Below are 24,473 nucleotides of genomic sequence, written 5' to 3'. Positions count from 1 at the left end.
CAGCCGTCGCGCCGTTACCGACCCGACGGGAACCGCCAGCCAAGGCCGCCCCTAGCTGACCGCCTTGCCGTTGACCAGCAGCCCCTCCATCAGCGCGCGGAACGCCTTGACCGCCTTCCTTGAGGTGGCGGCCGGGTCTTCGGAATTGGCGATCCACTGCGCGGCATAGAGCGATGCGCCGCTGATCAGCCGCGCCATCGCCTCGGGGTCGATGTCGCGAATGACGCCCTCCTGCCTCAACGCAGCGAGATTGCCCGATATCGACAAGATACAGGCGTTGGCGTTGGGCCATTGCGCCGGGTCGCCGAGAACCGCCGGACCGTCGCGCAGGACGATGCGCTGGATTTCGGGCTCCAGCGCCATTTCGACATAAGCGATGTTCTCGTCGACGAAACCCTGCCAGCGCGTCCTGGCCCTGGCCGAGATGGTAGTGAGGCGCACCGACATCTCATGGTCGATCTGGGCCATGACAGCCTCGAACAGGCCCTTCTTGTCGCCAAAGTGGTGATAGAGCGCGCCGCGCGTGAGCCCGGCCTCGGCGGTGAAATCATCCATCGACGCGTTGGCATACCCCACGGTCGCAAAGGCGTTGCGCGCGGCAGCGATCAGCTTGGCGCGCGTTTCGGCAATCATTTCGCTACGGGGCTTGTGCGCTGTCTTCATCGCTTGTTCCCAGACGGTCTCTTCACATACGTCGCGTGTTTTTTCACATACGCCGCGTATATGATAATTGACATACGTCGCGTATGCAATTATCTCATTCACATACGCCGCGTATGTAGGTGGCGCATCCTCGAATTCCCAGGAGTGCTCCGATGCACAATCCGTATGGTGAAATTTTCCGGGTTCCCGGGGCCAAGGGCTTCGCAGCGGCCGCCTTCATCGCCCGCCTGCCGATCGCCATGGCCCCTATCGGCATCGTTGCGATGCTGTCGCAGACACGGGGCGAATACTGGCTGGCCGGCGCGGTCTCGGCCACTTTCGCGCTGACCAACGCGTTCGTCGCCCCACAGCTTTCTCGCCAGATCGACCGGCTCGGCCAGACCGCAGTGGCTGTCCCCACAACCCTCGTTTCGGTCCTCGCCTTTGCCATCCTGCTCCTCGCGACCCACTATAACTGGCCCGTCTGGACGCTGTTCGCAACGGCATTCCTGGCAGCGGCCATGCCGAGCGTGCCAGCCATGGTGCGCGCGCGCTGGACCGAGATCTTCCGCGACCGGCCGGAACTCAACACCGCCTTCGCCTTCGAATCGGTCGCCGACGAAATGGTCTACATCGCCGGCGCCTCGCTTTCGGTCGGCCTGAGCGTCGCCTTGTTTCCGGAAGCCGGAATGCTGGCGAGCACGCTGTTCCTGGCCTTCGGCATGGCCGCCTTCATCCTGCAACGGTCAAGCGAGCCCAGGGTCAGGGCACCGGAACTGGCAGGCGGCGGCTCGGCGATCATGCTGCGTCCGGTCCAGGTGATTACGCTGGCGCTCATTTTCGTCGGTTCGATCTTCGCCACAGCCGAAGTCAGCGCCGTGGCGATCACCAAGGAACTCGGACAACCCACCGCCGCCAGCCTGGTCATCGGCGTCTACGCCGCCGGCTCGCTGATCGTCGGCCTGATTGTCGGGGCGCTGAACCTCAAGGCACCGAAACAGCGCCTGCTCGCCATCGCAATCGCTGTCGTCGCCTTGACCACGCTTCCTTTGCTGGTTGCGGACACGGTGCCGCTGCTCGCGCTTGCCATCTTCGTCAGCGGCGTTGCGATCTCGCCAACCTTCATCATGGCCTTCGGCCTGATCGAGCGGCGAGTGCCCGAGGCCATGCTGACCGAGGGCATCACCTGGGTGATGACCGGCATCGGCATCGGCATGGCGTTGGGCGCGTTCATTGCCGGCTGGGTCGTCGACAATTTTGGCGCGCAGAACGGCTTCTGGGTGTCGGTGGCGGCAGGCACGATCTCGTTCATTGTCGTCCTGCTTGGCCAGAAAACACTCGCCGGCGAGCCCGACAACGAGTTGCCGCAAGCGCAGGCGCAAGCGGCCGAATGAGCCTCCATCCTCCCGCAAAGACCTCGCGACAGAACCAACGAGCCGCCGCCCCAGGCGGCTCGACTGCCTTTGAAATCTCAGATATCCGGTGACTTCCATGCGTAATCCCTACACAGAAATCTTCAAGGCGCCCGGCGCCAAGGCGTTCTCGGCCGCCGGCTTCGTCGCCCGCCTGCCGCTGTCGATGATCACGCTCGGAATCGTGACCATGCTTTCGGAAACCCACGGCGAATACTGGCTGGCGGGTGCGGTTGCAGCGACATTCGCGTTTTCGAACGCGCTTATCGCGCCGCAGGTGTCGCGGCTCGTCGACCGCTACGGACAGAGCAGAATTCTGATCCCCGGCACCATCGCTGCGGTTGCAGCGCTTTCCGGACTGATGCTGTCCACGCACTATGGCGCGCCAAACTGGGCTCTGTTCGTGTTCGCCGTCATGGCAGGCACCATGCCCAGCATGAGCGCCATGGTCAGGGCACGCTGGACCGAGCTGTATCGCAACACACCCAAGCTGCACACGGCGTTCGCCTTTGAATCAATCGCCGACGAAATGATCTTCATCGCCGGTCCGATCGTCTCGATCGGGTTGAGCGTCGGCGTGTTTCCAGAGGCCGGGCCACTTGTGGCAACGGTATTGCTGGCAATCGGCAACCTGCTGTTTGCCGCGCAAAAGTCGACCGAACCGCCCGTCCATGCACAAGACAGGGGCGGCGGCGCCTCCGTCATCCGGCTTCCGTCGATGCAGATCCTCGTGCTCACGCTGATGGCCATCGGCGCGATCTTCGGCACGTCCGAAGTGACGGCCGTGGCGTTTGCCGAAGCTCAAGGGGACAAGGGCGCCGCAGGCTTGACCCTCGCCGCCTATGCTGCAGGCTCGCTCATTGCCGGCGTCGCCTTCGGCGCCCTGAAACTGAAGCTGCCGCTGGCGCGCCAGTTGCTCATCACCATTGCCCTGGCGGCACTCACCACGCTGCCGCTGCTGATGGTGACGAGCATCCCGACGATGGCCGTCGTCCTGTTCATAGCCGGCATCGCCGTGTCGCCGACGATCATCACCTCGATGGCGCTGGTCGAGCAGTTGGTGCCATCGTCCAAGCTGACGGAAGGCATGACCTGGGCGATCACCGGCATCAGCATCGGCCTGGCGCTCGGCTCGTCGGCTTCCGGCTGGATCATCGACGAGCTCGGTGCGGCGGACGGCTTCCTGGTTTCGCTGGGGGCAGGCTTCGCAGCGCTTGCGATCACCTTCCTCGGCCAGGGCACACTGCAGCGCTCGACACGGACAGTGGCGACACCGGTCCCCGCCACGTAAGAAACCAGCCGGCGCGGCCCCAAGCAGGCCGCGCCGGCTGCATATCGTTCAGACGTTCCTTGGCGCGCCGTCCCAGCGCGAAGCCTCGCCGGAGCCGAACGCCTTTTCCTTGAGCTCGCGGAACTTCGACGACGCGTCCTCGAGCCTGCGGTCCCATTCGGGATTGGGAACCTGTCCCTCGATCGCCTTGAAATAGACCTGCATCAGCGACGCGATGGCGAACGGCTCGATCAGCGCCGCCTTAAAGGCCCAGGCAAAGACGATTGCCATGACGAAGGCCCAGCCGGCGAGTTCGCCCGGCATGAAGTAGAGAATGGCGCCGGCTGGCGCGAGCATGAACAGGAAGACGAGCAGCGACACCACCCACGCGACGATCGACAGCCAAACCGCGTTCTTGAGCATGATCTTGCCGTTCTGGGCATAAAGGACGACGCCCTGACGCGCGGTCTGCCACGGCGAATTGCTGCCGACCCTGATGTTGTAGGCAAGAATGATCTCGTCGACATAGGTCAGCGACATGCGAATGACGGTATTGAGGAACCTGACCAGCCCATCGAGGCCCGGGAGCGGCAGGAACGCCGCGATGCCGCCGATCAGCCCGGTTATGGCGCGCACCGCGCCCTTGACCAGTTGGTCGAGGACAAACAGCACGCTTGCTTCGCTGAAGCGCTCGGTGACGACCTCGCGGGCATAGGCGATCTGGTTCTGGCCGCCAGGGATTTCGCGACCATCAAGCAGATGCACCATCACCGCGATATGGCCAGCCTTGACGATGTAGAGGATGTATTCGCGCACCCAGTAGACCGCGATGGAAACGACGCCGAATCCGGCGATACCGCCCCACAACGCAAAGGAAACCGGCCCGTCGGGATCAGCGGCTGCGTGGCCCACGCCATAGCCGACGCCTGCTCCGGCACCCGTCGCGACGATGTAAGCAAGGGTAATCCCGAAATAGACGACCATGCGCAGGGCGATGAACGGCCAGGTGCGCGCCATGATCGCCAGGCTCGTGCCGATGCTGAAATCCCACATGCCGAATCTCCCCCGAGAGGAGCACGAGGATGCGCTGCGACGAACGGTTGTCAACCACAGGCGCGCACAACCGTAGCGACCCCGAGGCACTGTTGGGCAACAAAAAGCACGCCGGGCGGGCGTTTCGCCGCCTACCTGAAGACAGCGCTTTTCCGGTGGAAAAACCCTCGGCGCTAGCGGATTTCGGTCTTGGCGATGCGGATGCCGAAGCCCTCGAGGCCGACATAGTGGCGCTCGCGCGAGGCGATCAGATTGATCGACGAAATACCGAGGTCTTTCAGGATCTGCGCGCCAAGGCCGATCTGGCGCCATTCATCCTCGCGGCGACGCGCTTCTTCATGGTCTTCGCGCTCGGCCACTGGCCGATTGCGGCCGAGATTGGAAACGCCGACCGACCCCTCGCGCAGATAGACGATCACGCCGCGATTGCATTCGCCAAACGTCTTCATGATGTCGTCGAGGCGATTGCTGGTGCCAAAAACGTCGGTGACGACGTCTTCGGCATGCAGGCGCACCGGCACCTCCTCGCCATCGCGAATGTCGCCGAAGACAATCGCCAGGTGGTGCATGACGTCCCATGGCAGCGTGTAGGTGATGGCCTTGGCCTTGCCGGCAGGGGTGTCGATGTCGAAGCTGCTGACGCGCTCGATCAGCGTTTCCTGGCGCTGGCGATAGGCGATCAGATCGGCGACCGAGACCTGCTTGAGATTGTTCTTTTCGGCAAAGGCGGCGACCTGCGGGCCGCGCATGACCGTGCCGTCGTCATTGACCAGTTCGGAAATGACGCCGACCGGCGGCAGGCCGGCGAGCTTGCACAGGTCGACCGCGGCCTCGGTATGGCCGGAGCGCATCAGCACGCCGCCTTCGCGCGCGATCAGCGGGAAGATGTGGCCCGGGCGGACGAAGTCGCCGCCGCCGACATTCGGATTGGCAAGATTGCGCACAGTCAGCGTGCGGTCGTCTGCGGAGATACCGGTCGTGGTGCCATGCTTGAAATCGACGCTGACGGTAAAGGCCGTGGTGTGCGCGGAATCGTTGTCGGCGACCATCGGCGCAAGGTTCAGCCGGCGGGCGTCTTCCTTGAGCATCGGCGTGCAGACGATGCCCGAGGTGTGACGCACGATGAACGCCATCTTCTCGGGCGTGCAATGAACGGCGGCAACGATCAGATCGCCTTCGTTCTCGCGGCCGTCGTCATCCATGACGACCACAATCTCACCGCGCTCGAAGGCTCTCAGCGCTTCGACGATTTTCTTCTGGTCGTATGCCATGGCGTGGTCACTCGGTGCGTGTGTCGTTCAAATGCAGACTAGGACAATCAGGCGGCAAGGCAGTAGGCTTTTTTGCAGGCAGGGCGAAATGCCCCACGGCCACGGTCGCCTATCGCCCGATGCCGCTAGATCCTTCCCGTCTGGCCGCGATGGCGCAGATAATGGTCGGCAATGGCGCAGGCCACCATCGCTTCACCTATCGGCACGGCGCGAATGCCAACGCAGGGATCATGACGGCCCTTGGTCATCACGTCGACCTCCTTACCATCCTTGTCGATGGATTTGCGCGGGGTGAGGATCGACGATGTCGGCTTGACGGCGAAGCGTGCGACCACCGCCTGTCCGGTGGAAATGCCGCCCAGAATGCCGCCGGCATGATTGGACAGGAACATTGGCTGGCCATCATTGCCCATCCTCATCTCGTCGGCATTTTCCTCGCCGGTAATCCTCGCGGCCTCGAAGCCGTTGCCGATCTCGACGCCCTTGACGGCGTTGATCGACATCAGGTTGGAGGCGAGGTCCTGGTCGAGCTTGCCATAGATCGGCGCGCCAAGACCGGCCGGTACGCCCTCGGCGACGATCTCGATGACAGCGCCGACAGATGATCCCGACTTGCGAATACCGTCGAGGTAGTCGGCGAACACCTCAACCGACGCGGCATCGGGCGTGAAGAACGGGTTTTCGGCGCTGCCGATGAAATCCCAGTCCCAATTGGCGCGGTCGATATTCTTGGTGCCCATCGACACCAGCGCCCCGCGCACCACCAGGCCAGGCACGACCTTGCGCGCGATGGCGCCCGCCGCAACGCGGGCCGCGGTCTCACGCGCCGACGAACGGCCACCGCCGCGATGGTCGCGCAGGCCGTACTTGGCATCGTAGGTGTAGTCGGCGTGGCCGGGTCGGTACTGCCTGGCGATCTCGCCGTAGTCCTTCGAGCGCTGATCGACGTTTTCGATCATCATCGAGATCGGCGTGCCGGTGGAAATGAGCGTCTCGCCGTCCTCGTCGAGGACTACGCCGGAGAGCACCTTGACCTCGTCGGGCTCGCGGCGCTGCGTGACGAAACGCGACTGGCCGGGCTTGCGCTTGTCGAGCTCGTCCTGGATGTCCTTCAGCGTAAAGCGGATGCCGGGCGGACAACCGTCGACGACGCAGCCGAGCGCCGGTCCGTGGCTCTCGCCCCAGGTCGTGACGCGAAACAGATGGCCGAAGGTGTTGTGCGACATAGAAAGGCCCTTTCCGGCAGGTCGCCGCGTTCTAGCGCATGGCCCCGAAAAGTAAAATTCCTTTTCGAACGGCTGCAGCCTTGGCGTCCGGTGCAGGTTTCAACGCTCAACCGGGAGTTTTAGTGGGGGTCAAACTGTGATTGAAGGCGATTTAGTTTTGACACATTCGGTTGGTTTCTGCTTCCCTCCGACCGCATAAGAAAAATCGTTCGCCTTCGTTGGGAGAGGCGCAGTAGAAAGAGGACGACATGCGTACCCTTATTGGCGCTTTTGCCGCCATTCTGATGGCTTCCGGTGCGGCTTTCGCCGCCGAAGCAGAAGGCCAGATCAAGTCGATCGACAAGGACAAGGCTGTCATCACGCTCGACAACGGCAAGTCCTACAAGCTGCCGGGAGAATTCGACGTCGACAACATCAAGCCCGGAATGGACATTCTGATCGCGTATGACGTCGTTTCAGGCGAAAACCTGATTACCGACATGCAGCTGCCGCAGTGAACGGCAGCGCGGCGGCCGGGCCTACAGCCAGACCAGCTTGCCGTCTTCGAGCTTCAGCACGCGGTCCTGGGGGATCTCCAGGGCCGCGGCGTTGTTTTTGGACATATGCTCGACCAGCCTGAAAACCGATCGCAGCACGCCGCCATGGGTTACGCAAACAGTCGGCAGCCGCACCCCGGCAAGCCACGGCGCGATGCGGACAGTCAGCATCTCGTAGCTTTCGGCGTCCTGGCCCGGTGGCACGAAATCCCATTTGTCGAAGCGGCGCGCATCGGCCGAGCCGGGATGTACCTTCTCGAGTTCGGCGAAGGTGTAGCCCTGCCAGTCGCCGAAATGCACCTCGACCAGCCGCGGATCGGTACGGTAGGCCATCGGGTCGAGCCCCATCGCCTTGCGCACGCGCTCCATGGTCTCGCGCGTGCGGCGCATCGGGCTGGCGACGAAATCGAACTTGTCGGGATCGGCGATCAGCTGCGCCAGACGCTTGCCGTTGCGATCGGCCTGCTGGCGGCCGAGCGCATTGATGTCGGTGTCGGCCTGCCCCTGCAGACGCTGCTCGGCATTCCAGGCCGTCTGGCCGTGGCGTACGAAGTAGATCATTTGCGACATGCGAGCAGGCTTCGGCCGAGGCTTTTCGTCAATCCTTGACCGTGGAGATATCGGGCGCGTCGACGGCCTTCATGCCGACGACATGGTAGCCTGAATCGACATGGTGGACCTCACCGGTCACGCCGCGCGACATATCCGACAGGAAGTACAGGCCGGAATCACCGACCTCCTCGATCGAAACGGTGCGGCGCAGCGGGGCGTTGTACTCGTTCCACTTCAGAATGTAGCGGAAGTCGTCGATGCCGGAGGCGGCAAGCGTCTTGATTGGACCGGCCGAAATCGCGTTGACGCGGATGTTCTTCGGGCCGAGGTCGACGGCGAGATACTTGACGCTCGCCTCGAGCGCCGCCTTGGCTATGCCCATGACGTTGTAGTTGGGCATGACCTTTTCGGCGCCGTAATAGGTCATGGTCAGCAGCGAGCCGCCGTCGGTCATCAGCTTCTCGGCGCGCTGGGCGACAGCCGTGAAGGAATAGACCGAGATATCCATGGTGCGCAGGAAATTGCCGTGGGTGGTGTCGACATAGCGGCCCGTCAGCTCGTCCTTGTCGGAGAAGCCGATGGCGTGCACGACGAAGTCGAGCTTGCCCCACTTCTTCTCGAGCGTCTCGAACACCGCGTCGATGGTCGACATGTCGGTGACGTCGCAATGGCCGCAGACAAACGCGCCGATTTCAGCCGCCAAAGGCTCGACCCGCTTCTTCAGCGCGTCGCCCTGATAGGTGAAGGCCAGCTCGGCGCCCTGATCGGCGCACGCCTTGGCAATGCCCCAGGCAATCGATCGATTGTTGGCGACGCCGAGAATTAGGCCGCGCTTGCCGGCCATCAGGCCCTGTCCACCCGCCATTTTCGCGATCTCCTGAACTTTGAATGGTTTTAAGAGCCCTATCGCATAGGCACTTGCCACCTTCAAGCTTTCATACGCCAGCGAATATGTACCAGCGCAGACAGGCTACTCGCCCTGCTTGCGCATCAGGTCCTCGAGCGCCGGATCGCCTTCCTCGGGCAGCATCACCCGTACATGGGCGTAAAGGTCGCCATGTCCGCCCGTCTTTTCGGGCAAGCCGCGGCCCTTGATGCGCAAAACCTTGTCCGAACTCGACCACCCCGGCACCTTGACGGCGAGACGCCCGGTCGGGGTCTCGACAGCCGCCTTTGTACCAAGAACGGCGTCGTGCAACGAAACCGGCAGATCGACGTGCAGGTCGCGCCCTTCAAGGCGGTAGCGCGGATGACGGCGGAACCTGATCTTGACGAGCGCGTCACCCGCGCCGCCCAAACCCTGTTCGCCCTGCCCCTTGAGCCGGATCGTCTGGCCGTCCTCGACATATTCGGGCAGCTTGACCGCCAACTTGCGCCCGTCGGGGAACAGCGCAGTCACCTTGGGTGCGGTCGCCGCTTCCTCAAGGGTGACGTCGAGATTGACATTGACGTCGGCGCCAGGCTGCGCCCGGCGTCCGCCGCCCATTCCGGAACCCGGATGAGCTCCTGTTCCTGCGCCGCCGGCGCCACCGCCGCGCTGACTGAACGAATCGCCGAAAATCTGGCTGAAGATGTCGCCTGCGTCGAAGGACGCGCCACCCGGCCCGCTCGAGCGAAACTCGAAATGGCTGGCACCGGGGCCGCCGCCCGCTTGCCTGCGGAACCCGCCAAAGGGATCGCCGCCGCCGGCAGCGCCTTCGAAGCCATGAAAGCGCTGCTTGCCTTCGGCATCGATTTCGCCACGGTCGAAAGCGGCCCGCTTCTTCTCGTCGCCGAGAATCTCATAAGCCTGGTTAGCGGCCGAGAACCGCTCCTTCGCCTTGGGATCATCCGGGTTCTGGTCCGGGTGATGCTTCTTGGCGAGCTTGCGGAAAGCCGACTTGATGTCTTTGGCCGAGGCGTTCTTGGCAACGCCCAGCACCTCATAGGGGTCGCGCATGCAAAATTCCACGTAGAGTAAAAGGGTTGGTCCATCCCTATATGCGCTCCACTAGGAAGAAATTCCAGAGGCGGGCGGGTGGATTCCGCTTCAAACCGGCTCGAAGGCGAGCATTTGCCAGGTGCCGGCGCCGGCGGCGCAGATCTCGCCCTTGAACAGGGTGACGCCGTCGAAGCTTTCGCGCGAGGCGGCGAACCTGCGGCACAGAACGCCGCGCTCGTTGCTTTCGGCAAGGGCGGTGATGGTGCCGCGTGACCCGGTCTCCGGATTTGCCCAGGGAATGCCCTGTCCGTTCAAACCCTCAACGTCGGCCGACGACACAGCGTTGCGAATGGTCACCTGATCGGCCAGGCGATTCGCATCGGTGCTGGCACCCGTATTGTCGGGTACCTTGGAGGTCAGAAGGCTGCTGTCCACCTCAGCCTTTTCGAGGCTGAATCCGCCCGCCCCGCAGGCGCCGAGCGCCATCAGGCCGAAAAGAACCGCTACCTTGAGGCATCGGAACCCGATTTGCGGGTGGCAGAGGCCTTCAAAGGCTTGCGCGGGGCGCGACAATAGGCATTCTCCCGGTCGGCATTGGCAGGTCGAGTAAGAGCTATGACGGACACAGAGTTAACAAGCGGTGACTTCACCCAGAGCGCGGAGCCATTCCGGCTATTTGCCGCTTGGCTGAAGGACGCGACGGCGCAGGAGCCGAACGATCCCAACGCGGTGGCGCTGGCAACCGTCGACACCGATGGGCTGCCCGACGTGCGCATGGTGCTGCTCAAGGGCTTCGACGAGCATGGTTTCGTCTTCTATACGAACTTCGAAAGCGCCAAGGGCCGCGAAATTCTGGCGACGATGAAGGCAGCGATGTGCTTCCACTGGAAGTCGCTGCGCCGTCAGGTGCGGGTGCGGGGACCTGTGGAAATCGTCACCGACGCCGAAGCCGACGAGTATTTCGCCACCCGCCCGCGCGGCAGCCGCATCGGCGCCTGGGCCTCGAAGCAATCGCGCCCGCTCGAAAGCCGCTTCGCCTTGGAAAAGGCGGTCGCCGAATACACCGCGCGCCACGCCATCGGCGAGATCCCGCGCCCGGCCCACTGGTCGGGCTTCCGGATCGTGCCGAGCCAGATCGAATTCTGGCACGACCGTCCGTTCCGGCTGCACGACCGCATCGTCTTCACCCGCGCCGCCGATGGCGGGTGGGAGAAGGACAGGCTTTATCCGTGATAGGCTTACCCTGCCTCGTAGGAGCTAGGCATTTTTTTCGGAGGCTGAGCGCAACGCGGATGCCCCCTCTCCCCGTTCTTCAAGGGTGAGGGGCAATCTTGCGCTCGCGCTGCCCCTCATCTGCCTGCCGGCATCTTCTCCCCGTGGAGGACGGGGAGAAGATAGCTGCCCACAGCGCCGTGCCCACTTCTGCAGACACGGGCTAAGCGCGTCCTTCAGCCCTTCTTGCGCGTCATGAAGGCAACGAGTGCGGCGCGCGCCTCGTCGGACTTGAGGCGGGCGCGGAAGTGCTCGCCTTCTTCCCTGATGCGGGCAACAAGCGGTCCGCGGTCGCCGCGCATCAGATCGCGCGCGATCTTCAGCGCCTCCGGGGGCTTGGCGGCAATGTCGCGCGCAGCTGCAAGCGTTGCCGCTTCCAGTTCGTCTTCCGCCACCACCTTGTAGATCAGCCCCGCCGCCAGCGCGCGCTCGGCCGAAAAGCCCTCGCCCAGCCCGAGCAACGCAAATGCGCCCTGCAGCCCCAGCACCTGCGGTGCAATCAGGCTGGAGCCGGCCTCCGGCACCAGGCCGAGATCGACAAACGGCGTGCGGAAGACTGTGCGCGGGGTGGCGAAGGTCAGGTCGCAATGCAGGTTGATGGTCGTGCCTATGCCCACCGCAATGCCGTCGACGCCGGAGACGAGGGGCTTTTCGGTCATGGCGATGGCCGCGAGAAAGTCCCAGACCTCTGTGCCACCCTCGCCACCGGTTGCGATCGCCATGAAGTCGGCGAGGTCGTTGCCGGACGAAAACGCGCCGGGCACGCCGAGGAAGACGTGGCAACGCACAGCAGGGTCCCTGTCGCCGGCGACCAGTGCTGCCGCCATTTCGGAGTACATGGCCCGGGTGATGGCGTTCTTCTTGTCCGGCCGGTTCATCCGGATGATCTGAACGGCGTCCTGCCGCTCGATGAGAATATGGTCGGTCACTGAAGGTCCCTCGTCCCTAATTCAAGCCGAAATCAGCGTCTTGCCCGCGATGGCGAGGCTCTCCGCGCCCGCCGTGACACGATCCTTCAGCGCACCCGTCTCGCCAAGCAGGTTCTCGGCAAAGAACCGGCACAGCGCGATGCGCCCGGCGTCGCCGTCAGCCAATGCCGCCCGCGCCAGGTAACTGCCGCCAGCGGCCAGCGCGAACAGCCTGAGATAGGGCGTGGCCCCGGCAAGGGCATCGTCCGTTCGGCCGTCGCCGAGCAGCTTCTGCAGGAAGCGGGTCGTCTGCTGCAAATCGTCGAGCGCCTGTTCGAGGCAGATTGCCGTGCGGCCGTAGTCTTCGCTGTTGAGGGCTGCAACCGCATTGGCGACGGCATCGAGTTCGCCGATGTAGCTGAAGACATGATCGCCATTGCCGAGCGGCAGCTTGCGCACGACCAGATCGATTGCCTGGATGCCGTTGGTGCCTTCGTAGATCGGGGCGATGCGCGCGTCGCGCAGCAACCGAGCCGCACCCGTCTCCTCGATGAAGCCCATACCGCCATGGATCTGCACGCCAAGCGAGGCGACGTCGACGCCTACATCGGTCGAAAAGGCCTTGGCGATCGGGGTCAAGAGGTTCGCGCGATCCTGCCAATTGGCCTTTTCATCGCCCTCGGTCACGCGCGCCATGTCGAGCGCATGGGCGCAGGAATAGGCGATGGCGCGCGCGGTCTGGGTCAACGCCTTCATGGTCAGGAGATTGCGCTGAACGTCGGGGTGGTGGACGATCGGGGCCATGCCCTCGCCCTTGTAGGACGAAGCCCGTCCCTGGCGGCGGTCGTTGGCATAGGCCAGCGCCTTCTGGAACGCGGCCTCGGCAACGGCTACGCCCTGTATGCCAACCAGCAGCCGCGCATTGTTCATCATCGTGAACATGCAGGCGAGACCGCGATTTTCCTCACCGATCAGCCAGCCGATGGCGCCAGGCTCGCGATCCCTAGCGAAACCGTCGCCGTAGATCATGGTGCAGGTCGGCGAGGCATGGATGCCAAGCTTTTCCTCCAAGCCTGCGCAGAACACGTCGTTGCGCGCCCCCGGCGTGCCGTCCTCGTTCAGCAGGAACTTGGGCACCAGAAACAGCGAGATGCCGCGCGTTCCGGCGGGCGCGTCGGGCAGACGGGCCAGGACCAAGTGGACGATGTTGTCGGTGAGGTCGTGCTCGCCGTAGGTGATGAAGATCTTCTGGCCGAAGATGCGATAGGTGCCGTCGCCAGCGCGTTCGGCGCGTGCGCGGAGGGCCGCAAGATCCGAACCGGCCTGTGGCTCGGTCAGGTTCATCGTGCCCATCCATTCGCCGGAAACGAGCTTGGCGAGATAAGCGGCCTTCAGCTCCCTGGAGGCGTGCTTCTCGAGCGCCTCGACCGCGCCCATCGACAGCGTCGGACCAATGCCGAAGGCCATCGAAGCCGAATTCCACATTTCAAGCGAAGCGACGCCCAGCATGGTTGGCAGGCCCTGCCCGCCAAACTCCTCGGGGCCATTGAGGCTGTTCCAGCCGCCTTCGGTCCAATGCTTGTAGAGCGCCTTCCAGCCTGGTGGCATGGTCACCGCTCCCTCTTTGAGCCGCGCGCCCTTTTGGTCGCCGACAACATAGAGCGGCGCGACCTCCTCGGAAGCGAACCGGCCGGCTTCGGCCAGGATGGCGTCGACGAGATCTTCGCCGAGGTCGCCAAACACGCCGACCTCCAAAGCCCTATTGAGGCCAGCCACATGCTTGAGCGCAAAGGCAATCTCTTCCACCGGGGCGCGGTACATGACGCTTCCTCCTGCTGATGGGCATCGCGGCACTGTCTCGCCGCCTGTCCGCCACACTAGCCATCTTACCCCAACGAGGGGAAGTAGCTTTTTACGTAAACGTCAACTTTTAGGCGGCGCTTTGCACCAAAGTCGGAGATTGCCAGAAGGGAAAATCGAGATGATTATCGATGGTCGCCCGCCCCGGCGCCTGTTGCTGCATCGAGTGCGGCCTGCGCTAACGTTTCGAAGGCTTCCGGTCCCATGGGGCAGGATCGAAAATCCACGCCGCCTCGTTTGCGATTCGTGGCATCTTTTGTTCGCCGGAATGTTCGTTCGGCCAGTTTCGCATGCGGCGGAGGCCGAGTGAACCGGCTGCCGATCCGCTCGAATGATGGGCCATGCGTCACCACTGCCGATATTTTCAACCTAGGGGCGGTGGAGCCACGGAAGCATTTCCTTAACCATGGCGGTCCACGATCGGCAACCGGTCACTGGGGATCGTCGTTTGAGGGGATTGACTTCAAAGCTTCGTAGCCTCGCGCTCGCTGCGCTCGCCGGAGCGTGCGCCATGCAATTCCCCGCGCCCGCCATCGCCTCCGATTTCTCCGAACCCTGGAAAAAGGCCGACCGGGCGCTGGTCATCGACGCCTATGAATACAACTCCATCGACTGGCAAAAGCTTGCCGGTGACAAGCGGATCGTCGGCTTCATCAACAAGGCCTCCGATGGACTGCCGCCCGCCTATTCCTGTTCCGGCGACGAAACCGCCTACAGGCTGTGCAAGGCGCTGTGGAAACGCCACGCCGTAGCGCGCGAGCTGTTCCACACGCGAAAGGTCGTCGCCAAGGCGCTCGGCCTCGAATGGGGCGCCTATCACCTCGCTCGGCCAGGCAACCCGATCGAGCAGGCGGAGAACTTCCTGGAATTCGCCGAGCCCGGTCCCGACGACCTGATGGCGCTGGATATCGAGGAGAACGACCCCGAAAAGTGGATGTCGCTGGAAGACGCCGAGATTTTCGTCCGGCACATCTTCCTGCGCACCGGCCGCTACCCGATTCTCTACACCAACGGCGTCACGGCCAAGCACATCGCCGACAGTCGTTATCGCTACCGCCTGCTGTCGCGGATGCCGCTGTGGTACGCCCGCTACAAGCCCGAGATCGGCATGCATTTTCCGAAAGGAAACTGGCAGCGCTACGCATTGTGGCAATTCTCGGCCCAGGCCAATTGCGGCGCACGCCGCTGCCCCTACCGCGTAGCCGGAACGTCCAACGACATCGACGTCAATGTCGCGCCGATGGATGCGCAAAGCCTGCGCAAGGCGTGGCCGTTCGGGGAATTGCTTGAGGCGACCGACCAGTTCATCGCCTCGGTGCCGGTTCCCATTGCGCGCGACGCTGGCCTCAAGGGCGAAAGTCGCATCAAATACGCGTCGGTCGCCTACCCGGTACGCCTCGACCTGCTCGCCGAGGCGCTGAAATCGAGCTGGAGGAAAGCCGTCCTCGGCACGGTGCCGGCCATAGAGCCGTCTCCCGGCCGCTACGCCCATGGCATGGCGGAATATGTCGCGGCAAAACTCGACGAACGGAAAAGCGCGGGGCGCCGGGCGGAACTCGATCCGGTGGCGACTGCTTCGACCGAACTGGACCGCGCCGAGCGCTAGATTTAGGCCTGCTCGCGCTCGACGGCGCGCCAGCCGATGTCGCGGCGGCAAAACCCTTCCGGCCAATCGATGAGGTCGACGGCCGCATAGGCCCCCGCCTGCGCCTCGCTGACACTCTTTCCGGTCGCCGTCACGTTGAGCACGCGACCGCCATTCGCAACGATCTTGCCATCCACGAGGGCCGTGCCGGCATGGAAGACCTTGGCGCCGGAAGCCTCTGCCTTGTCGATGCCTTCGATCACCGAACCCTTTTCCGGCGTGCCGGGATAGCCCTTGGCCGCCATCACCGCGGTCAGCGCCGCCTCGTCGCGCCAACGCGCCGAAACATGGCCAAGCTGTCCGTCGGCGGCGGCATTGAGCAGGACCAAAAGGTCCTCCTTCAGCCGCATCATCAGCACCTGGCATTCGGGGTCGCCGAAGCGCGTGTTGTATTCGATCAGCCTCGGCCCCTTGTCGGTCAGCATCAGGCCGGCGAACAGCACGCCGGAAAACGGCGCGCCCATCTCGGCCATGCCGTGCATCGTCGGCTCGACTATCTCGCGCATCGTCTGCGCGATCAGTTCCGGCGTCATGACAGGCGCTGGCGAATAGGCGCCCATGCCGCCAGTGTTGGGGCCGACGTCGCCGTCGCCGACGCGCTTGTGATCCTGCGCTGTGCCGAACGGCAGCGCCGTCTTGCCGTCGCAGAGGCAGAAGAAGCTGGCCTCCTCGCCGGTCATGAATTCCTCGACCACCACCGAAGCGCCGGCACCGCCGAAAGCGCCTTCGAAGCAGGCGTCGACCGCTTCCAGTGCCTCGCCGAGCGTCATCGCCACCGTCACGCCCTTGCCGGCGGCGAGGCCGTCAGCCTTGATGACGATCGGTGCACCCATCTTCTCGACATAGGCGCGGGCGGCGGCGGCCGTGTCGAAGCGGCCATAGGCGGCGGTTGGAATGCCGTAGCGGGCGCACAGGTCCTTGGTGAAGCCCTTGGAGCCCTCTAGCTGCGCCGCGACCCTGGACGGGCCGAAGACGCGGATGCCGGCCTGGCGCAGATCGTTGCCGATGCCGGCGACCAGCGGTCCCTCGGGACCGACGACCACGAGATCGATCGCCTTGTCCTTGCAGAAGGCGGCGACGGCGGCATGATCGGCGATATCAAGCGACACCAGCTCGGCTTCCTGCGCAACACCGGGATTGCCGGGCGCGGCGTAAAGCCTGGTCAGCATCGGCGAGGCCGCCAGCTTCCAGGCGAGTGCGTGTTCGCGGCCACCAGAGCCGATGAGGAGAACATTCATGCGCTTGACCTCTTGCCGATGCTGGATGTGATGCACCCGCTAGTGGCCACAAGCGGCAAGGTCAAGGAAAGAACGCGCCCGCATCCACCGATCGGGCGCGTTCACCGATAGACCAGCCGGTTGGGTAAGCGCGATGCGGCGCGACAGATTTCCATCATCAAGGTCTCCCGACTTGACGACGCCTGGGGCGCCTGTCACTCAACGGCGATGGAAACAATTCAGTCAAAAGCCGGCCAGGGCCGGGTCGCCGACGCGCCGAGCGGGCACTGGGTTTACCGCGTCCTGCCGCGCGGCCTGTGGCCCTACGCCCAGCTTGCACGCTGGGACCGACCGATCGGCTGGGTGCTGCTGCTGTGGCCATGCTGGTGGTCGGTGGCGATGGCGGCGAGCGCCTTTGCCCGACCCGAAGACAGCCTGATGTCGCTGCTGCCCTCGCCCTGGTATCTGTTGTTGTTCCTGATCGGCGCCATCGCCATGCGCGGCGCCGGCTGCACCTACAACGACATCGTCGACGAAGACATCGACGCACAGGTCGAGCGTACGCGGTCGCGGCCCCTGCCTGCGGGCCAGGTCAGTCGCCGCCAGGCCTGGGTTTTCCTGGTCCTGCAGGCGCTCGCCGGACTTGTCGTGCTGTTGCAGTTCAACAATTTTGCGATCCTGCTCGGCATCTCATCGCTGGCGATCGTTGCCATCTATCCGTTCATGAAGCGCTTCAGCAACTGGCCGCAATTCGTGCTCGGCCTCGCCTTCTCGTGGGGCGCGCTGATGGGCTGGGCGGCCGAATTCGGCGACATCGACGGACCGGCCCTGCTGCTCTATTTCGGCTCGATCATGTGGGTGATCGGCTACGACACGATCTACGCCCACCAGGACCGGGAGGACGACGCGCTTGTCGGCGTGCGCTCGACGGCTCGCTTCTTTGGCGAAAGCACCAAATCCTGGCTCATCGGACTGTACAGCGGGGCGCTGATCCTGTTCGCCGCGGCCTTCGCCATGGCGCAGGTGCCTATGCCAGCACTGGCCGGGCTTGCCGCGGCCGGCGTCCATATGGCACGCCAGATCGCCGTGCTCGACATCGACGATCCAGACCAGTGCCTGAGGCTGTTCAAGTCGAACGGCCAGGTCGGCTGGATCATCTTCCTGGGCCTTGTCTTCGGCGGCGCCTGGGTGGCGCTGAAACCGATGATCTGACCGATATGGCGATCATGCCCGGGCGATGATCTCCTCGCCGTCGATGACGAGGCGCACGCCGAGATTGCCGGACTTGCGGCGCGCCAGGAATCGCGGACGGCGCATGCGGGACGCGCGACCCTTGCGGCGATCCCGGGGCGGCTGGGTCTTGATGGCAGCGCCCAGCGACTCCTCGAGCGTTCGGGCAACGCCATCAGCCTCGATCAACAGCATCGGCAGATTGTAGAACTCGGCCCAGGCGCGCCAGTCGGCGGCGACATCATCCAGGTCGTGGGCAACCAGCAGCGGCACCGACAGCATCGGGTCGTTGTGCAGCAGTTCCAGCGTAACAGTCACCTCGCCGGTCTCATCTTCCAGGGCACGTGCCGCCACGCCACGAAAGGCGCGCGCCGGCAGTGCGATGGTGATGGGAAGGCCACTGAGTTCCAGCAGGCGGCGAATGACCGCGCCACGGTGATCGATGGTGAAGTTCACATCGCCAAGATCATCGCGGGTTGCGTAGCTGACCATCTGCGGCAAGCGGAATGGGTCGAGGCGCATGTTGCGTCCCGCCCAGACTGGCTTCAGTCCGGTGTTCATATCGTGCCTTCCTGTTATCTCCTGAGAGCCGGTTTTCCGATCTCTCCGGACCAGTTTTCCCGGTCTCGTTGGGAAGGACACTAGCGGGGGGTCCTTACCGCCCCGCTTAAAAAAGTCGGTTAAATTTTGCTGATCTCGGCGATGGTTATCGGAATGCCACCAAGATGGGTCAAATCACCTTGCCAGGATTCATGATCCCGGCAGGGTCGAAAGCCGCCTTGATGCGGCGCATCAGGTCGGTGGCGACAACAGGGGCGGTTGCAATCAGCTCATCGCGTTTCAGCTGGCCGATGCCATGCTCGGCCGAGATCGAACCGTTGAAGCTGCGCACCACGGCATGCACCGCGTCGTTCATCTTGCGGTACAGGCCGAGGAATTGCCCGGCATCCGCGCCCACAGGCTGCGATACGTTGTAGTGCAGGTTGCCGTCGCCCATGTGGCCGAAGCAGACCACGCGGGCGTCGGGGCTGACGCTCGCCACCGCCCTGCCCGCCTGCTCGATGAAGACCGGAATGCTCGCCACCGGCACCGAGATGTCGTGCTTGATCGACGAGCCCTCGGCCTTCTGCGTCTCCGGCAGCATTTCGCGCAGGCGCCAGAACTCGTTGGCCTGGGTGATGCTGGCGGCAATGACGGCGTCGCCGACCTTGTCCGCCTCGAAACCGGCCGAGAGAATCTGCTCCATGAGGGTGCGCGCATCCGCGGCCGAACGCCCGGAGGAAATCTCCATCAATACCTGCCACGCCCATTCGCCGTGCAGCGGAGGGCGCGCATCAGGAATGTGGCGCATGGCAAACTGCATCGGCTGGGCGCCGATCAGCTCGAAGGCCGTCAACGCACCACCGCCGAGATCCTGCGCCGTGTTGAACAGCGAAAGCGCCGCCTCGGCTGTCTCGAGTCCGACCCAAGCCACTTCGCGGCCCTTCGGCTTGGGATAGAGTTTCAGCACCGCCGCTGTGATGACGCCAAGCGTACCTTCGGCGCCGACGAACAGGTCCTTGAGGTCATAGCCTGTGTTGTCCTTCTTGAGCTTGCGCAGGTCGTCGAAGACCTCGCCGGTCGGAAGCACGACCTCGACGCCGAGGCAGAGCTCGCGCGCGTTGCCATAGGCGACGACACCCGTGCCACCGGCGTTGGACGACAGGTTGCCGCCGACCTGGCACGATCCCTGCGAGGCTAGCGACAGCGGATAGAGCCGATCCACCTCGTCCGCCGCCTTGTGCAGGACATCAAGCACGACGCCGGCTTCGGCAATGACACTGTTGGAGACCGGGTCGATCTCGCGAATACGGTTGAGGCGCGACAGCGACAGCACGACCTGGCCGCCGGAGCGGTCTGGCACCTGGCCGCCGACGAGGCCGGTGTTGCCGCCTTGAGGCACGATGGGCGTGCCGGTCTCCGACGCCAGCCGCATGATCGCGCTGACTTCGCCTACGCTACCCGGCCGAAGGACCAGCGATGCCACGCCGGTGAATAGTCCGCGCGGCTCGTGCACGTAGGGATCGATGTCGGAGCCCTCGCGAACCGCGTAGCGTTCGCCGACGATCGCGGCGAAGCGCTCGGCAAGCGCAGGGTCGAGGCCGGTCAGATTCTGGTTCATGTGCAAAAACTATGTTCAGACGCGCGGATTGTCACGGGGGGCGGCGGCGCGGGCGAGCCTGTCGTTGATTGCCTCGCCGAGTTCGTCGAACGGGATCGGCTCGACGGCGATGAGGTCGGCGCCGCTGCGGTCGAGCGCTTGCAGGTGGGCGAAGAGATTTGTTGCCGCCTCCCGCAGGTTGCCGCTCTCCGACAGGTTCATATAGGCGCGCGCGTGCAGCCAACCCTCGGCGCGCTTGCTGCCAAAGCCAAGCAGGGCTTCGCCGGCCTCAATGCTTTCGGCATTTAGCCGCATTTGCGCACCCGGCGCATAGTGCGAGGCCAGCATGCCCGGCGCCTCGATACCGGCAGTGACGCCGCGCAGCAGCGCCGAACCGGCAACTGCCTCGATCTCCCCCGCCGCGATGCCGCCCGGCCGCAGAAGTCGCGCGCGTCCATCCTCGACCTTGACGATCGTCGATTCCAGTCCGACCGAGGTCGGGCCTCCATCGACCACCAGCGGGATGCGACCGCCAAGGTCGCGTGCCACGGCTTGGCCGCTGGTCGAGCTGATCTTGCCCGAGGTGTTGGCGCTGGGTGCTGCTAGCGGACGGCCGAGCCTTGCGATCAGCTGACCGCCAAAGCCTTTCGGCATGCGCAACGCGATGGTGTCCAGCCCTGCCGTCACCAGCGGGTGAATGCCGAACTCCGGCCGCAGCGGCACGACCAGTGTCAGTGGCCCCGGCCAGAATGCGTCGGCGAGTTTGCGCGACAAGGCATCGAAGACACCGATGCGCTCGGCCATCCGCATATCGGCGACATGGGCGATGAGCGGATTGAAGCGCGGCCGGCCCTTGGCCTCGAATATGCGAGCCACCGCGGCTCCATTGGTGGCATCGCCGGCCAGGCCGTAGACGGTCTCGGTGGGAATGGCGACAACCTCGCCCGCTTGAAGCAAGGCAAGTGCGCGCTCGATGGCATCGTTGGCTGCGATCAGATCCGTCACGTTCCGCTATCCTTTGTCATCAGGTCCTAACTCGCAAATGCGTGGCGCGACAAGGCGGGCGCGCCAAGAATCCGCCATTGGCTAAAATGCGTGCTTTCTTGGCAATCGGGCCAAAACCGCTGCCCGTCTATCCTGCGCTGAGCGATATCTTAGCTCGGGGGACCAGATGCGCCTTGTTGTTGCAGTTGTTGTTGCCGGCATTGCCGGTTCGGGCGCCACGCATGCATCTTCCATCGTCGAACTCGGAGACAGTGCTGCAAGCCCGTCCGCGATCATCGCAGGTGCGGGGCAGTGGGACCCCACCTCGATCATTGAACTGGGCGCCCCAGCCATCGACAGTGGCAAGGTCGCAGCGGTAGGCGCGAAAATGGGACCGGAGCCGATGGTCATGCGCGGCGGCGAGATCGGGCATGCTGCGGCAGATCCCGTTGTCGCAACACCGCCCGCGCCGGGCTCGCCTGCCACTCCGGAGGCTGCCGACACGCAAGGCGAGCAGGCACCGGTCGCCACCGAATAGCGCGCTTGACTGTCAACCGGCCATTGCGCACCGTGTCACGAGGGTTGTGTGTTTGGGGAACGCCATGACGACCAAGGGCATTGTCGCCGCGAGCCTTGTCGCTTCCATCGTCTTCGGCACCGGCTTGGCCCATGCCGACCAGTTGCTGGGCACCTATGTCGCCAGGATTTCGGGGAAGGATCACCTGGCAAGCGACGGCTACGTGCTCGACAGCGCAGCGCAGGTGGTTCGGCAGGATCGCGCCAATGTCCATCGCCACATCCAGACGGACGAAGAAGACGATATCGACGACTGGTTCACCACCAACGCCAAGCGCGCCCGCTTCGAACAATTGCTGAACAGGTCCGGCGCAATGAACAGCGCGACGCGCAACGCAATCCTCAACGGCGAGCCGCTGATCGAGGTCGAGGTCTATCGCCAGAGCGTCAGGGTCCGCATCCTCGACTGAGACGTCGAGCGGCGCTTCAGCGCCGACCCTGGCCTATCCCGCGATCTTCGAGAAATCCGCGACCTGGTCGGTCGCCGCGCGGATGCGCGCCAGCAACGCCAGGCGATTGGCGCGAACGGCCTGGTCCTCGTCGTTGACCAGAACCTTGTCGAAGAACGCGTCGACCGGCGCGCGCAGGACACTCAGCGCCCGCATGGCGGCGGCGAAGTCTTCGCGATGGATTTCCTTGCCGGCGCTGTCGACAGCCTGGTCGACCGCTGCATACAGCGCCTTTTCCGCGTCTTCGCGGAACAGCGCCGGATCGACATGGGCAGCGACAGCGGTGCCCTTCTTCTCCTCGGCGGCGAGAATGTTGGCGGCGCGCTTGGTGCCGGCAAGCAGGTTCTTGCCGTCCTCGCTCTCGAGGAAGTGGCCGAGCGCCTCGACGCGGCGGGTGACCGCCAGGAGATCGTCGGCTTCGGATGTGATCACCGCATCGATGAGGTCGTGGCGAGCGCCGAGCTCGCGCAGATAGACCTTGAGGCGGTCATGGAAGAAGGCCAGCAGGTCCGCCTTCAGCGGAGCCGCGCGGGCAATGGCGTCGCGGCGCAACTCGGCCTCGTAAGAAGCGAGCGCGTTGTCGACATCCTGCTCGCCATCGACGTCGCCGCTGTCGATAGCATCCTGCTTCGCCTCGAATGCGGCGAGGCTCTTGGTGATCGAGGTTTCGGCGAGTTGGGCCAGCGCGGCATCGAACAGCCTGGTCAGCGGCAGCGGGCCGCGCGCCGACAGGATGATGCGGACGACGCCGAGCGCGGCACGGCGCAGCGCATAAGGGTCCTTCGAGCCCGTGGGCTTCTCATCGATCGTCCAGAATCCGACCAGCGTGTCGAGCTTGTCGGCGAGCGCCACCGAAACCGAAACCGGATCGGCCGGAACGCGATCAGACGGGCCCTGCGGCCGGTAATGCTCCTCGATCGCCGCGGCCACGGAAGGGCTTTCGCCCTGCAGCAACGCATATTTGCGGCCCATCGCGCCCTGCAGTTCGGGGAACTCGCCGACCACTTCGGTCTGCAGGTCGGCCTTGGCGAGCACGGCTGCGCGCTCGGCAAGCTTCGGCTCGGCGTTGACCAGCGGCGCGATCTCGCGGGCAAGCGACCGGATGCGCTGGACGCGCTGCCCTTGGGTGCCAAGCTTGGCGTGGAAGGTCACGCCCAAATGGTCGAGCCGCGCCATCCGCTGGTCGAGCGGCTTGGCGAGGTCGAGCGCGAAAGCGGAAGCCGCGCCCTTCAGCGTGTCGATATCCGGCAGGTCGCCCTGGTCGGTGTTCCAGAAATAGAGCGCATCCGACAGGCGCGCGCGCACCACCTTGCCATTGCCATGCGCGATTTCCTTGCCGCCGTCCTTGGCCTCGATGTTCGAGGTCAGGATGAAGTGGCTGGAAAGCGCGTCCTCGCTCCCCTGCGGCCGCGTGACAAAGCACTTCTGGTTGGCGCGGATGGTCAGGCGGATGACCTCGGCCGGAATTTGCAGGAACGCATCCTCGAACGAGCCCATCAGCACGACCGGCCATTCGACGAGGCCGGAGACCTCCTCGAGCAGGCCCTCGTCCTCGACCAGTTCAAGCCCGCTGGCGAATGCCAGGTTGCGCGCATCGGCAGCGATCATCTCCTTGCGGCGCTCGGCGTCGATGACGACCTTGGCCGCTTCGAGCTTGGCGGCATAGTCCTCGAAACGGCGGACCTTGATAGCCTCGGGCGCATGGAAGCGATGGCCGTAGGTGATGTTGCCCGAGCGGATGCCGTCGACTTCGAAATCGACGACGACGGGCTCTTCGGTTTCCGGCCCGAAGGTGCAGACGATGGACTGCAGCGGGCGCACCCAGCGCAGGCTGCCGGGCCTTGCCGAAGCCGGGCCCCAGCGCATCGACTTGGGCCAGGGAAACGTCCTGATGATCGCGGGCACCAGCTCGGCGATGATCTCCTCGGCCGAGCGGCCCGGCTTGGAAATATGGGCGACATAAAAATCACCCTTCTTGGGATCGCTGTGGACGTGCGCCTCTGCGATCGAAGCCAGGCCGGCGCTGCGCAGGAAGCCCTGGATCGCCGCTTCCGGCGCCTTGGTGCTAGGGCCTTTGCGATCCTCGTGGATGTCCTTCGAGCGGGCGGTCAGCCCTCTGACGTCGAGGGTGAGCCGGCGCGGCGTCCAATATTCGCGCGCTGCCTCGTAGGTAAGACCTGCTTCGACCAGACCGTCGGTCAGCATCTTCCTGAGGTCACCCGCCGCCTTGCGCTGCATGCGGGCGGGGATTTCTTCGGAACGCAACTCAAGTAGCAGATCGGGCATCGGACGGGCTCACGCGGGAAATG

Annotated in this window: 23 protein-coding genes; 8 read left to right on the top strand and 15 right to left on the bottom strand. The window is 64.3% G+C overall.

What is annotated here, in order from left to right:
* Positions 1-51: 51 nt before the first annotated feature.
* Positions 52-663: a TetR/AcrR family transcriptional regulator gene (locus tag PCJ21_RS14460; protein ID WP_269932121.1), complete on the bottom strand. Its 612-nt coding sequence runs from the start codon at positions 661-663 to the stop codon at positions 52-54.
* 152 nt (positions 664-815) lie between these two features.
* Between PCJ21_RS14460 and PCJ21_RS14455 the strand changes: the two genes are divergently transcribed.
* On the top strand, positions 816-2,036 hold the full coding sequence (locus PCJ21_RS14455) for an MFS transporter (protein ID WP_269932120.1): 1,221 nt from the start codon (positions 816-818) through the stop codon (positions 2,034-2,036).
* Between the two features lie 97 nt (positions 2,037-2,133).
* Positions 2,134-3,345: an MFS transporter gene (locus PCJ21_RS14450; RefSeq protein WP_269932119.1), complete on the top strand. Its 1,212-nt coding sequence runs from the start codon at positions 2,134-2,136 to the stop codon at positions 3,343-3,345.
* A 48-nt stretch (positions 3,346-3,393) separates the two neighbouring features.
* Here the strand turns inward: PCJ21_RS14450 and PCJ21_RS14445 are convergent, their stop codons facing one another.
* The 3 genes from PCJ21_RS14445 to aroC form a co-directional block, all read right to left on the bottom strand.
* The gene (locus tag PCJ21_RS14445; protein ID WP_269932118.1) at positions 3,394-4,377 is read right to left on the bottom strand and encodes a hypothetical protein; all 984 of its coding nucleotides are present in this window, start codon (positions 4,375-4,377) and stop codon (positions 3,394-3,396) included.
* A gap of 173 nt (positions 4,378-4,550) precedes the next feature.
* Complete coding sequence (gene ribB / locus PCJ21_RS14440; RefSeq protein ID WP_269932117.1) at positions 4,551-5,648, bottom strand: 3,4-dihydroxy-2-butanone-4-phosphate synthase; 1,098 nt, start codon at positions 5,646-5,648, stop codon at positions 4,551-4,553.
* A gap of 125 nt (positions 5,649-5,773) precedes the next feature.
* Positions 5,774-6,874: a chorismate synthase gene (gene aroC / locus PCJ21_RS14435; protein WP_269932116.1), complete on the bottom strand. Its 1,101-nt coding sequence runs from the start codon at positions 6,872-6,874 to the stop codon at positions 5,774-5,776.
* A 248-nt stretch (positions 6,875-7,122) separates the two neighbouring features.
* Here aroC and PCJ21_RS14430 point away from each other — a divergent pair, with 248 nt between their 5' ends.
* On the top strand, positions 7,123-7,371 hold the full coding sequence (locus PCJ21_RS14430) for a DUF1344 domain-containing protein (protein ID WP_269932115.1): 249 nt from the start codon (positions 7,123-7,125) through the stop codon (positions 7,369-7,371).
* A gap of 21 nt (positions 7,372-7,392) precedes the next feature.
* Here PCJ21_RS14430 and PCJ21_RS14425 read toward each other — a convergent pair whose 3' ends face one another.
* The 4 genes from PCJ21_RS14425 to PCJ21_RS14410 form a co-directional block, all read right to left on the bottom strand.
* Entirely contained in the window at positions 7,393-7,980 is a 588-nt protein-coding gene (locus PCJ21_RS14425; RefSeq protein WP_269932114.1) for a histidine phosphatase family protein, read from the bottom strand.
* A 28-nt stretch (positions 7,981-8,008) separates the two neighbouring features.
* Positions 8,009-8,827 carry an enoyl-ACP reductase FabI gene (gene fabI, locus PCJ21_RS14420; protein WP_269932113.1) on the bottom strand — a complete coding sequence of 273 codons (819 nt, stop codon included), beginning with the start codon at positions 8,825-8,827 and terminating at the stop codon, positions 8,009-8,011.
* 105 nt (positions 8,828-8,932) lie between these two features.
* The gene (locus PCJ21_RS14415; protein WP_269932112.1) at positions 8,933-9,901 is read right to left on the bottom strand and encodes a J domain-containing protein; all 969 of its coding nucleotides are present in this window, start codon (positions 9,899-9,901) and stop codon (positions 8,933-8,935) included.
* A 90-nt stretch (positions 9,902-9,991) separates the two neighbouring features.
* Positions 9,992-10,456: an RT0821/Lpp0805 family surface protein gene (locus tag PCJ21_RS14410; RefSeq protein WP_269932111.1), complete on the bottom strand. Its 465-nt coding sequence runs from the start codon at positions 10,454-10,456 to the stop codon at positions 9,992-9,994.
* A 42-nt stretch (positions 10,457-10,498) separates the two neighbouring features.
* On the opposite strand from PCJ21_RS14410, the gene pdxH reads away from it, so the two are divergent.
* Positions 10,499-11,116, top strand: a complete 618-nt coding sequence (gene pdxH, locus PCJ21_RS14405) for a pyridoxamine 5'-phosphate oxidase (RefSeq protein WP_269932110.1) — start codon at positions 10,499-10,501, stop codon at positions 11,114-11,116.
* 215 nt (positions 11,117-11,331) lie between these two features.
* Here pdxH and PCJ21_RS14400 read toward each other — a convergent pair whose 3' ends face one another.
* On the bottom strand, positions 11,332-12,084 hold the full coding sequence (locus PCJ21_RS14400) for a crotonase/enoyl-CoA hydratase family protein (protein WP_269932109.1): 753 nt from the start codon (positions 12,082-12,084) through the stop codon (positions 11,332-11,334).
* A gap of 21 nt (positions 12,085-12,105) precedes the next feature.
* On the bottom strand, positions 12,106-13,884 hold the full coding sequence (locus PCJ21_RS14395; protein WP_269932108.1) for an acyl-CoA dehydrogenase: 1,779 nt from the start codon (positions 13,882-13,884) through the stop codon (positions 12,106-12,108).
* Between the two features lie 550 nt (positions 13,885-14,434).
* Between PCJ21_RS14395 and PCJ21_RS14390 the strand changes: the two genes are divergently transcribed.
* Complete coding sequence (locus PCJ21_RS14390; protein ID WP_269932107.1) at positions 14,435-15,529, top strand: glycoside hydrolase family 25 protein; 1,095 nt, start codon at positions 14,435-14,437, stop codon at positions 15,527-15,529.
* Positions 15,530-15,531: 2 nt separating this feature from the next.
* On the opposite strand, the gene purD is transcribed toward PCJ21_RS14390, so the two are convergent.
* Positions 15,532-16,806, bottom strand: a complete 1,275-nt coding sequence (purD, locus tag PCJ21_RS14385; protein WP_269932106.1) for a phosphoribosylamine--glycine ligase — start codon at positions 16,804-16,806, stop codon at positions 15,532-15,534.
* 207 nt (positions 16,807-17,013) lie between these two features.
* On the opposite strand from purD, the gene ubiA reads away from it, so the two are divergent.
* Positions 17,014-17,997: a 4-hydroxybenzoate octaprenyltransferase gene (gene ubiA / locus PCJ21_RS14380; protein ID WP_269932298.1), complete on the top strand. Its 984-nt coding sequence runs from the start codon at positions 17,014-17,016 to the stop codon at positions 17,995-17,997.
* Positions 17,998-18,009: 12 nt separating this feature from the next.
* Here the strand turns inward: ubiA and PCJ21_RS14375 are convergent, their stop codons facing one another.
* The 3 genes from PCJ21_RS14375 to PCJ21_RS14365 form a co-directional block, all read right to left on the bottom strand.
* Positions 18,010-18,576 (bottom strand): DUF6101 family protein, encoded by a 567-nt coding sequence (locus tag PCJ21_RS14375; RefSeq protein ID WP_269932105.1) that lies wholly within the window; start codon positions 18,574-18,576, stop codon positions 18,010-18,012.
* 169 nt (positions 18,577-18,745) lie between these two features.
* A complete protein-coding gene (locus PCJ21_RS14370; RefSeq protein WP_269932104.1) occupies positions 18,746-20,176 on the bottom strand; it encodes an FAD-binding oxidoreductase in 1,431 nt (476 codons plus the stop codon).
* Between the two features lie 15 nt (positions 20,177-20,191).
* Positions 20,192-21,160, bottom strand: a complete 969-nt coding sequence (locus tag PCJ21_RS14365) for an L-threonylcarbamoyladenylate synthase (protein ID WP_269932103.1) — start codon at positions 21,158-21,160, stop codon at positions 20,192-20,194.
* A 166-nt stretch (positions 21,161-21,326) separates the two neighbouring features.
* Here PCJ21_RS14365 and PCJ21_RS14360 point away from each other — a divergent pair, with 166 nt between their 5' ends.
* Both PCJ21_RS14360 and PCJ21_RS14355 read left to right on the top strand, forming a co-directional pair.
* Positions 21,327-21,677: a hypothetical protein gene (locus PCJ21_RS14360; protein WP_269932102.1), complete on the top strand. Its 351-nt coding sequence runs from the start codon at positions 21,327-21,329 to the stop codon at positions 21,675-21,677.
* Positions 21,678-21,741: 64 nt separating this feature from the next.
* Entirely contained in the window at positions 21,742-22,125 is a 384-nt protein-coding gene (locus PCJ21_RS14355; protein WP_269932101.1) for a hypothetical protein, read from the top strand.
* A 33-nt stretch (positions 22,126-22,158) separates the two neighbouring features.
* Here PCJ21_RS14355 and glyS read toward each other — a convergent pair whose 3' ends face one another.
* Complete coding sequence (gene glyS / locus PCJ21_RS14350; RefSeq protein WP_269932100.1) at positions 22,159-24,450, bottom strand: glycine--tRNA ligase subunit beta; 2,292 nt, start codon at positions 24,448-24,450, stop codon at positions 22,159-22,161.
* Between the last annotated feature and the right edge of the window lie 23 nt (positions 24,451-24,473).

This window comes from Aminobacter sp. HY435, from assembly GCF_027568395.1.
Taxonomy (GTDB): Bacteria; Pseudomonadota; Alphaproteobacteria; order Rhizobiales; family Rhizobiaceae; genus Aminobacter.
This window is presented reverse-complemented; position numbering and strand designations above follow the sequence as displayed.

What these genes read in the sequence shown, in the direction of transcription:
- PCJ21_RS14460 (WP_269932121.1), bottom strand. Translation starts at nt 663, where the DNA reads ATGAAGACAGCGCACAAGCCCCGTAGCGAAATGATTGCCGAAACGCGC.
- PCJ21_RS14455 (WP_269932120.1), top strand. Translation starts at nt 816, where the DNA reads ATGCACAATCCGTATGGTGAAATTTTCCGGGTTCCCGGGGCCAAGGGC.
- PCJ21_RS14450 (WP_269932119.1), top strand. Translation starts at nt 2,134, where the DNA reads ATGCGTAATCCCTACACAGAAATCTTCAAGGCGCCCGGCGCCAAGGCG.
- PCJ21_RS14445 (WP_269932118.1), bottom strand. Translation starts at nt 4,377, where the DNA reads ATGTGGGATTTCAGCATCGGCACGAGCCTGGCGATCATGGCGCGCACC.
- ribB (WP_269932117.1), bottom strand. Translation starts at nt 5,648, where the DNA reads ATGGCATACGACCAGAAGAAAATCGTCGAAGCGCTGAGAGCCTTCGAG.
- aroC (WP_269932116.1), bottom strand. Translation starts at nt 6,874, where the DNA reads ATGTCGCACAACACCTTCGGCCATCTGTTTCGCGTCACGACCTGGGGC.
- PCJ21_RS14430 (WP_269932115.1), top strand. Translation starts at nt 7,123, where the DNA reads ATGCGTACCCTTATTGGCGCTTTTGCCGCCATTCTGATGGCTTCCGGT.
- PCJ21_RS14425 (WP_269932114.1), bottom strand. Translation starts at nt 7,980, where the DNA reads ATGTCGCAAATGATCTACTTCGTACGCCACGGCCAGACGGCCTGGAAT.
- fabI (WP_269932113.1), bottom strand. Translation starts at nt 8,827, where the DNA reads ATGGCGGGTGGACAGGGCCTGATGGCCGGCAAGCGCGGCCTAATTCTC.
- PCJ21_RS14415 (WP_269932112.1), bottom strand. Translation starts at nt 9,901, where the DNA reads ATGCGCGACCCCTATGAGGTGCTGGGCGTTGCCAAGAACGCCTCGGCC.
- pdxH (WP_269932110.1), top strand. Translation starts at nt 10,499, where the DNA reads ATGACGGACACAGAGTTAACAAGCGGTGACTTCACCCAGAGCGCGGAG.
- PCJ21_RS14395 (WP_269932108.1), bottom strand. Translation starts at nt 13,884, where the DNA reads ATGTACCGCGCCCCGGTGGAAGAGATTGCCTTTGCGCTCAAGCATGTG.
- PCJ21_RS14390 (WP_269932107.1), top strand. Translation starts at nt 14,435, where the DNA reads ATGCAATTCCCCGCGCCCGCCATCGCCTCCGATTTCTCCGAACCCTGG.
- purD (WP_269932106.1), bottom strand. Translation starts at nt 16,806, where the DNA reads ATGAATGTTCTCCTCATCGGCTCTGGTGGCCGCGAACACGCACTCGCC.
- ubiA (WP_269932298.1), top strand. Translation starts at nt 17,014, where the DNA reads ATGGAAACAATTCAGTCAAAAGCCGGCCAGGGCCGGGTCGCCGACGCG.
- PCJ21_RS14375 (WP_269932105.1), bottom strand. Translation starts at nt 18,576, where the DNA reads ATGAACACCGGACTGAAGCCAGTCTGGGCGGGACGCAACATGCGCCTC.
- PCJ21_RS14370 (WP_269932104.1), bottom strand. Translation starts at nt 20,176, where the DNA reads ATGAACCAGAATCTGACCGGCCTCGACCCTGCGCTTGCCGAGCGCTTC.
- PCJ21_RS14360 (WP_269932102.1), top strand. Translation starts at nt 21,327, where the DNA reads ATGCGCCTTGTTGTTGCAGTTGTTGTTGCCGGCATTGCCGGTTCGGGC.
- PCJ21_RS14355 (WP_269932101.1), top strand. Translation starts at nt 21,742, where the DNA reads ATGACGACCAAGGGCATTGTCGCCGCGAGCCTTGTCGCTTCCATCGTC.
- glyS (WP_269932100.1), bottom strand. Translation starts at nt 24,450, where the DNA reads ATGCCCGATCTGCTACTTGAGTTGCGTTCCGAAGAAATCCCCGCCCGC.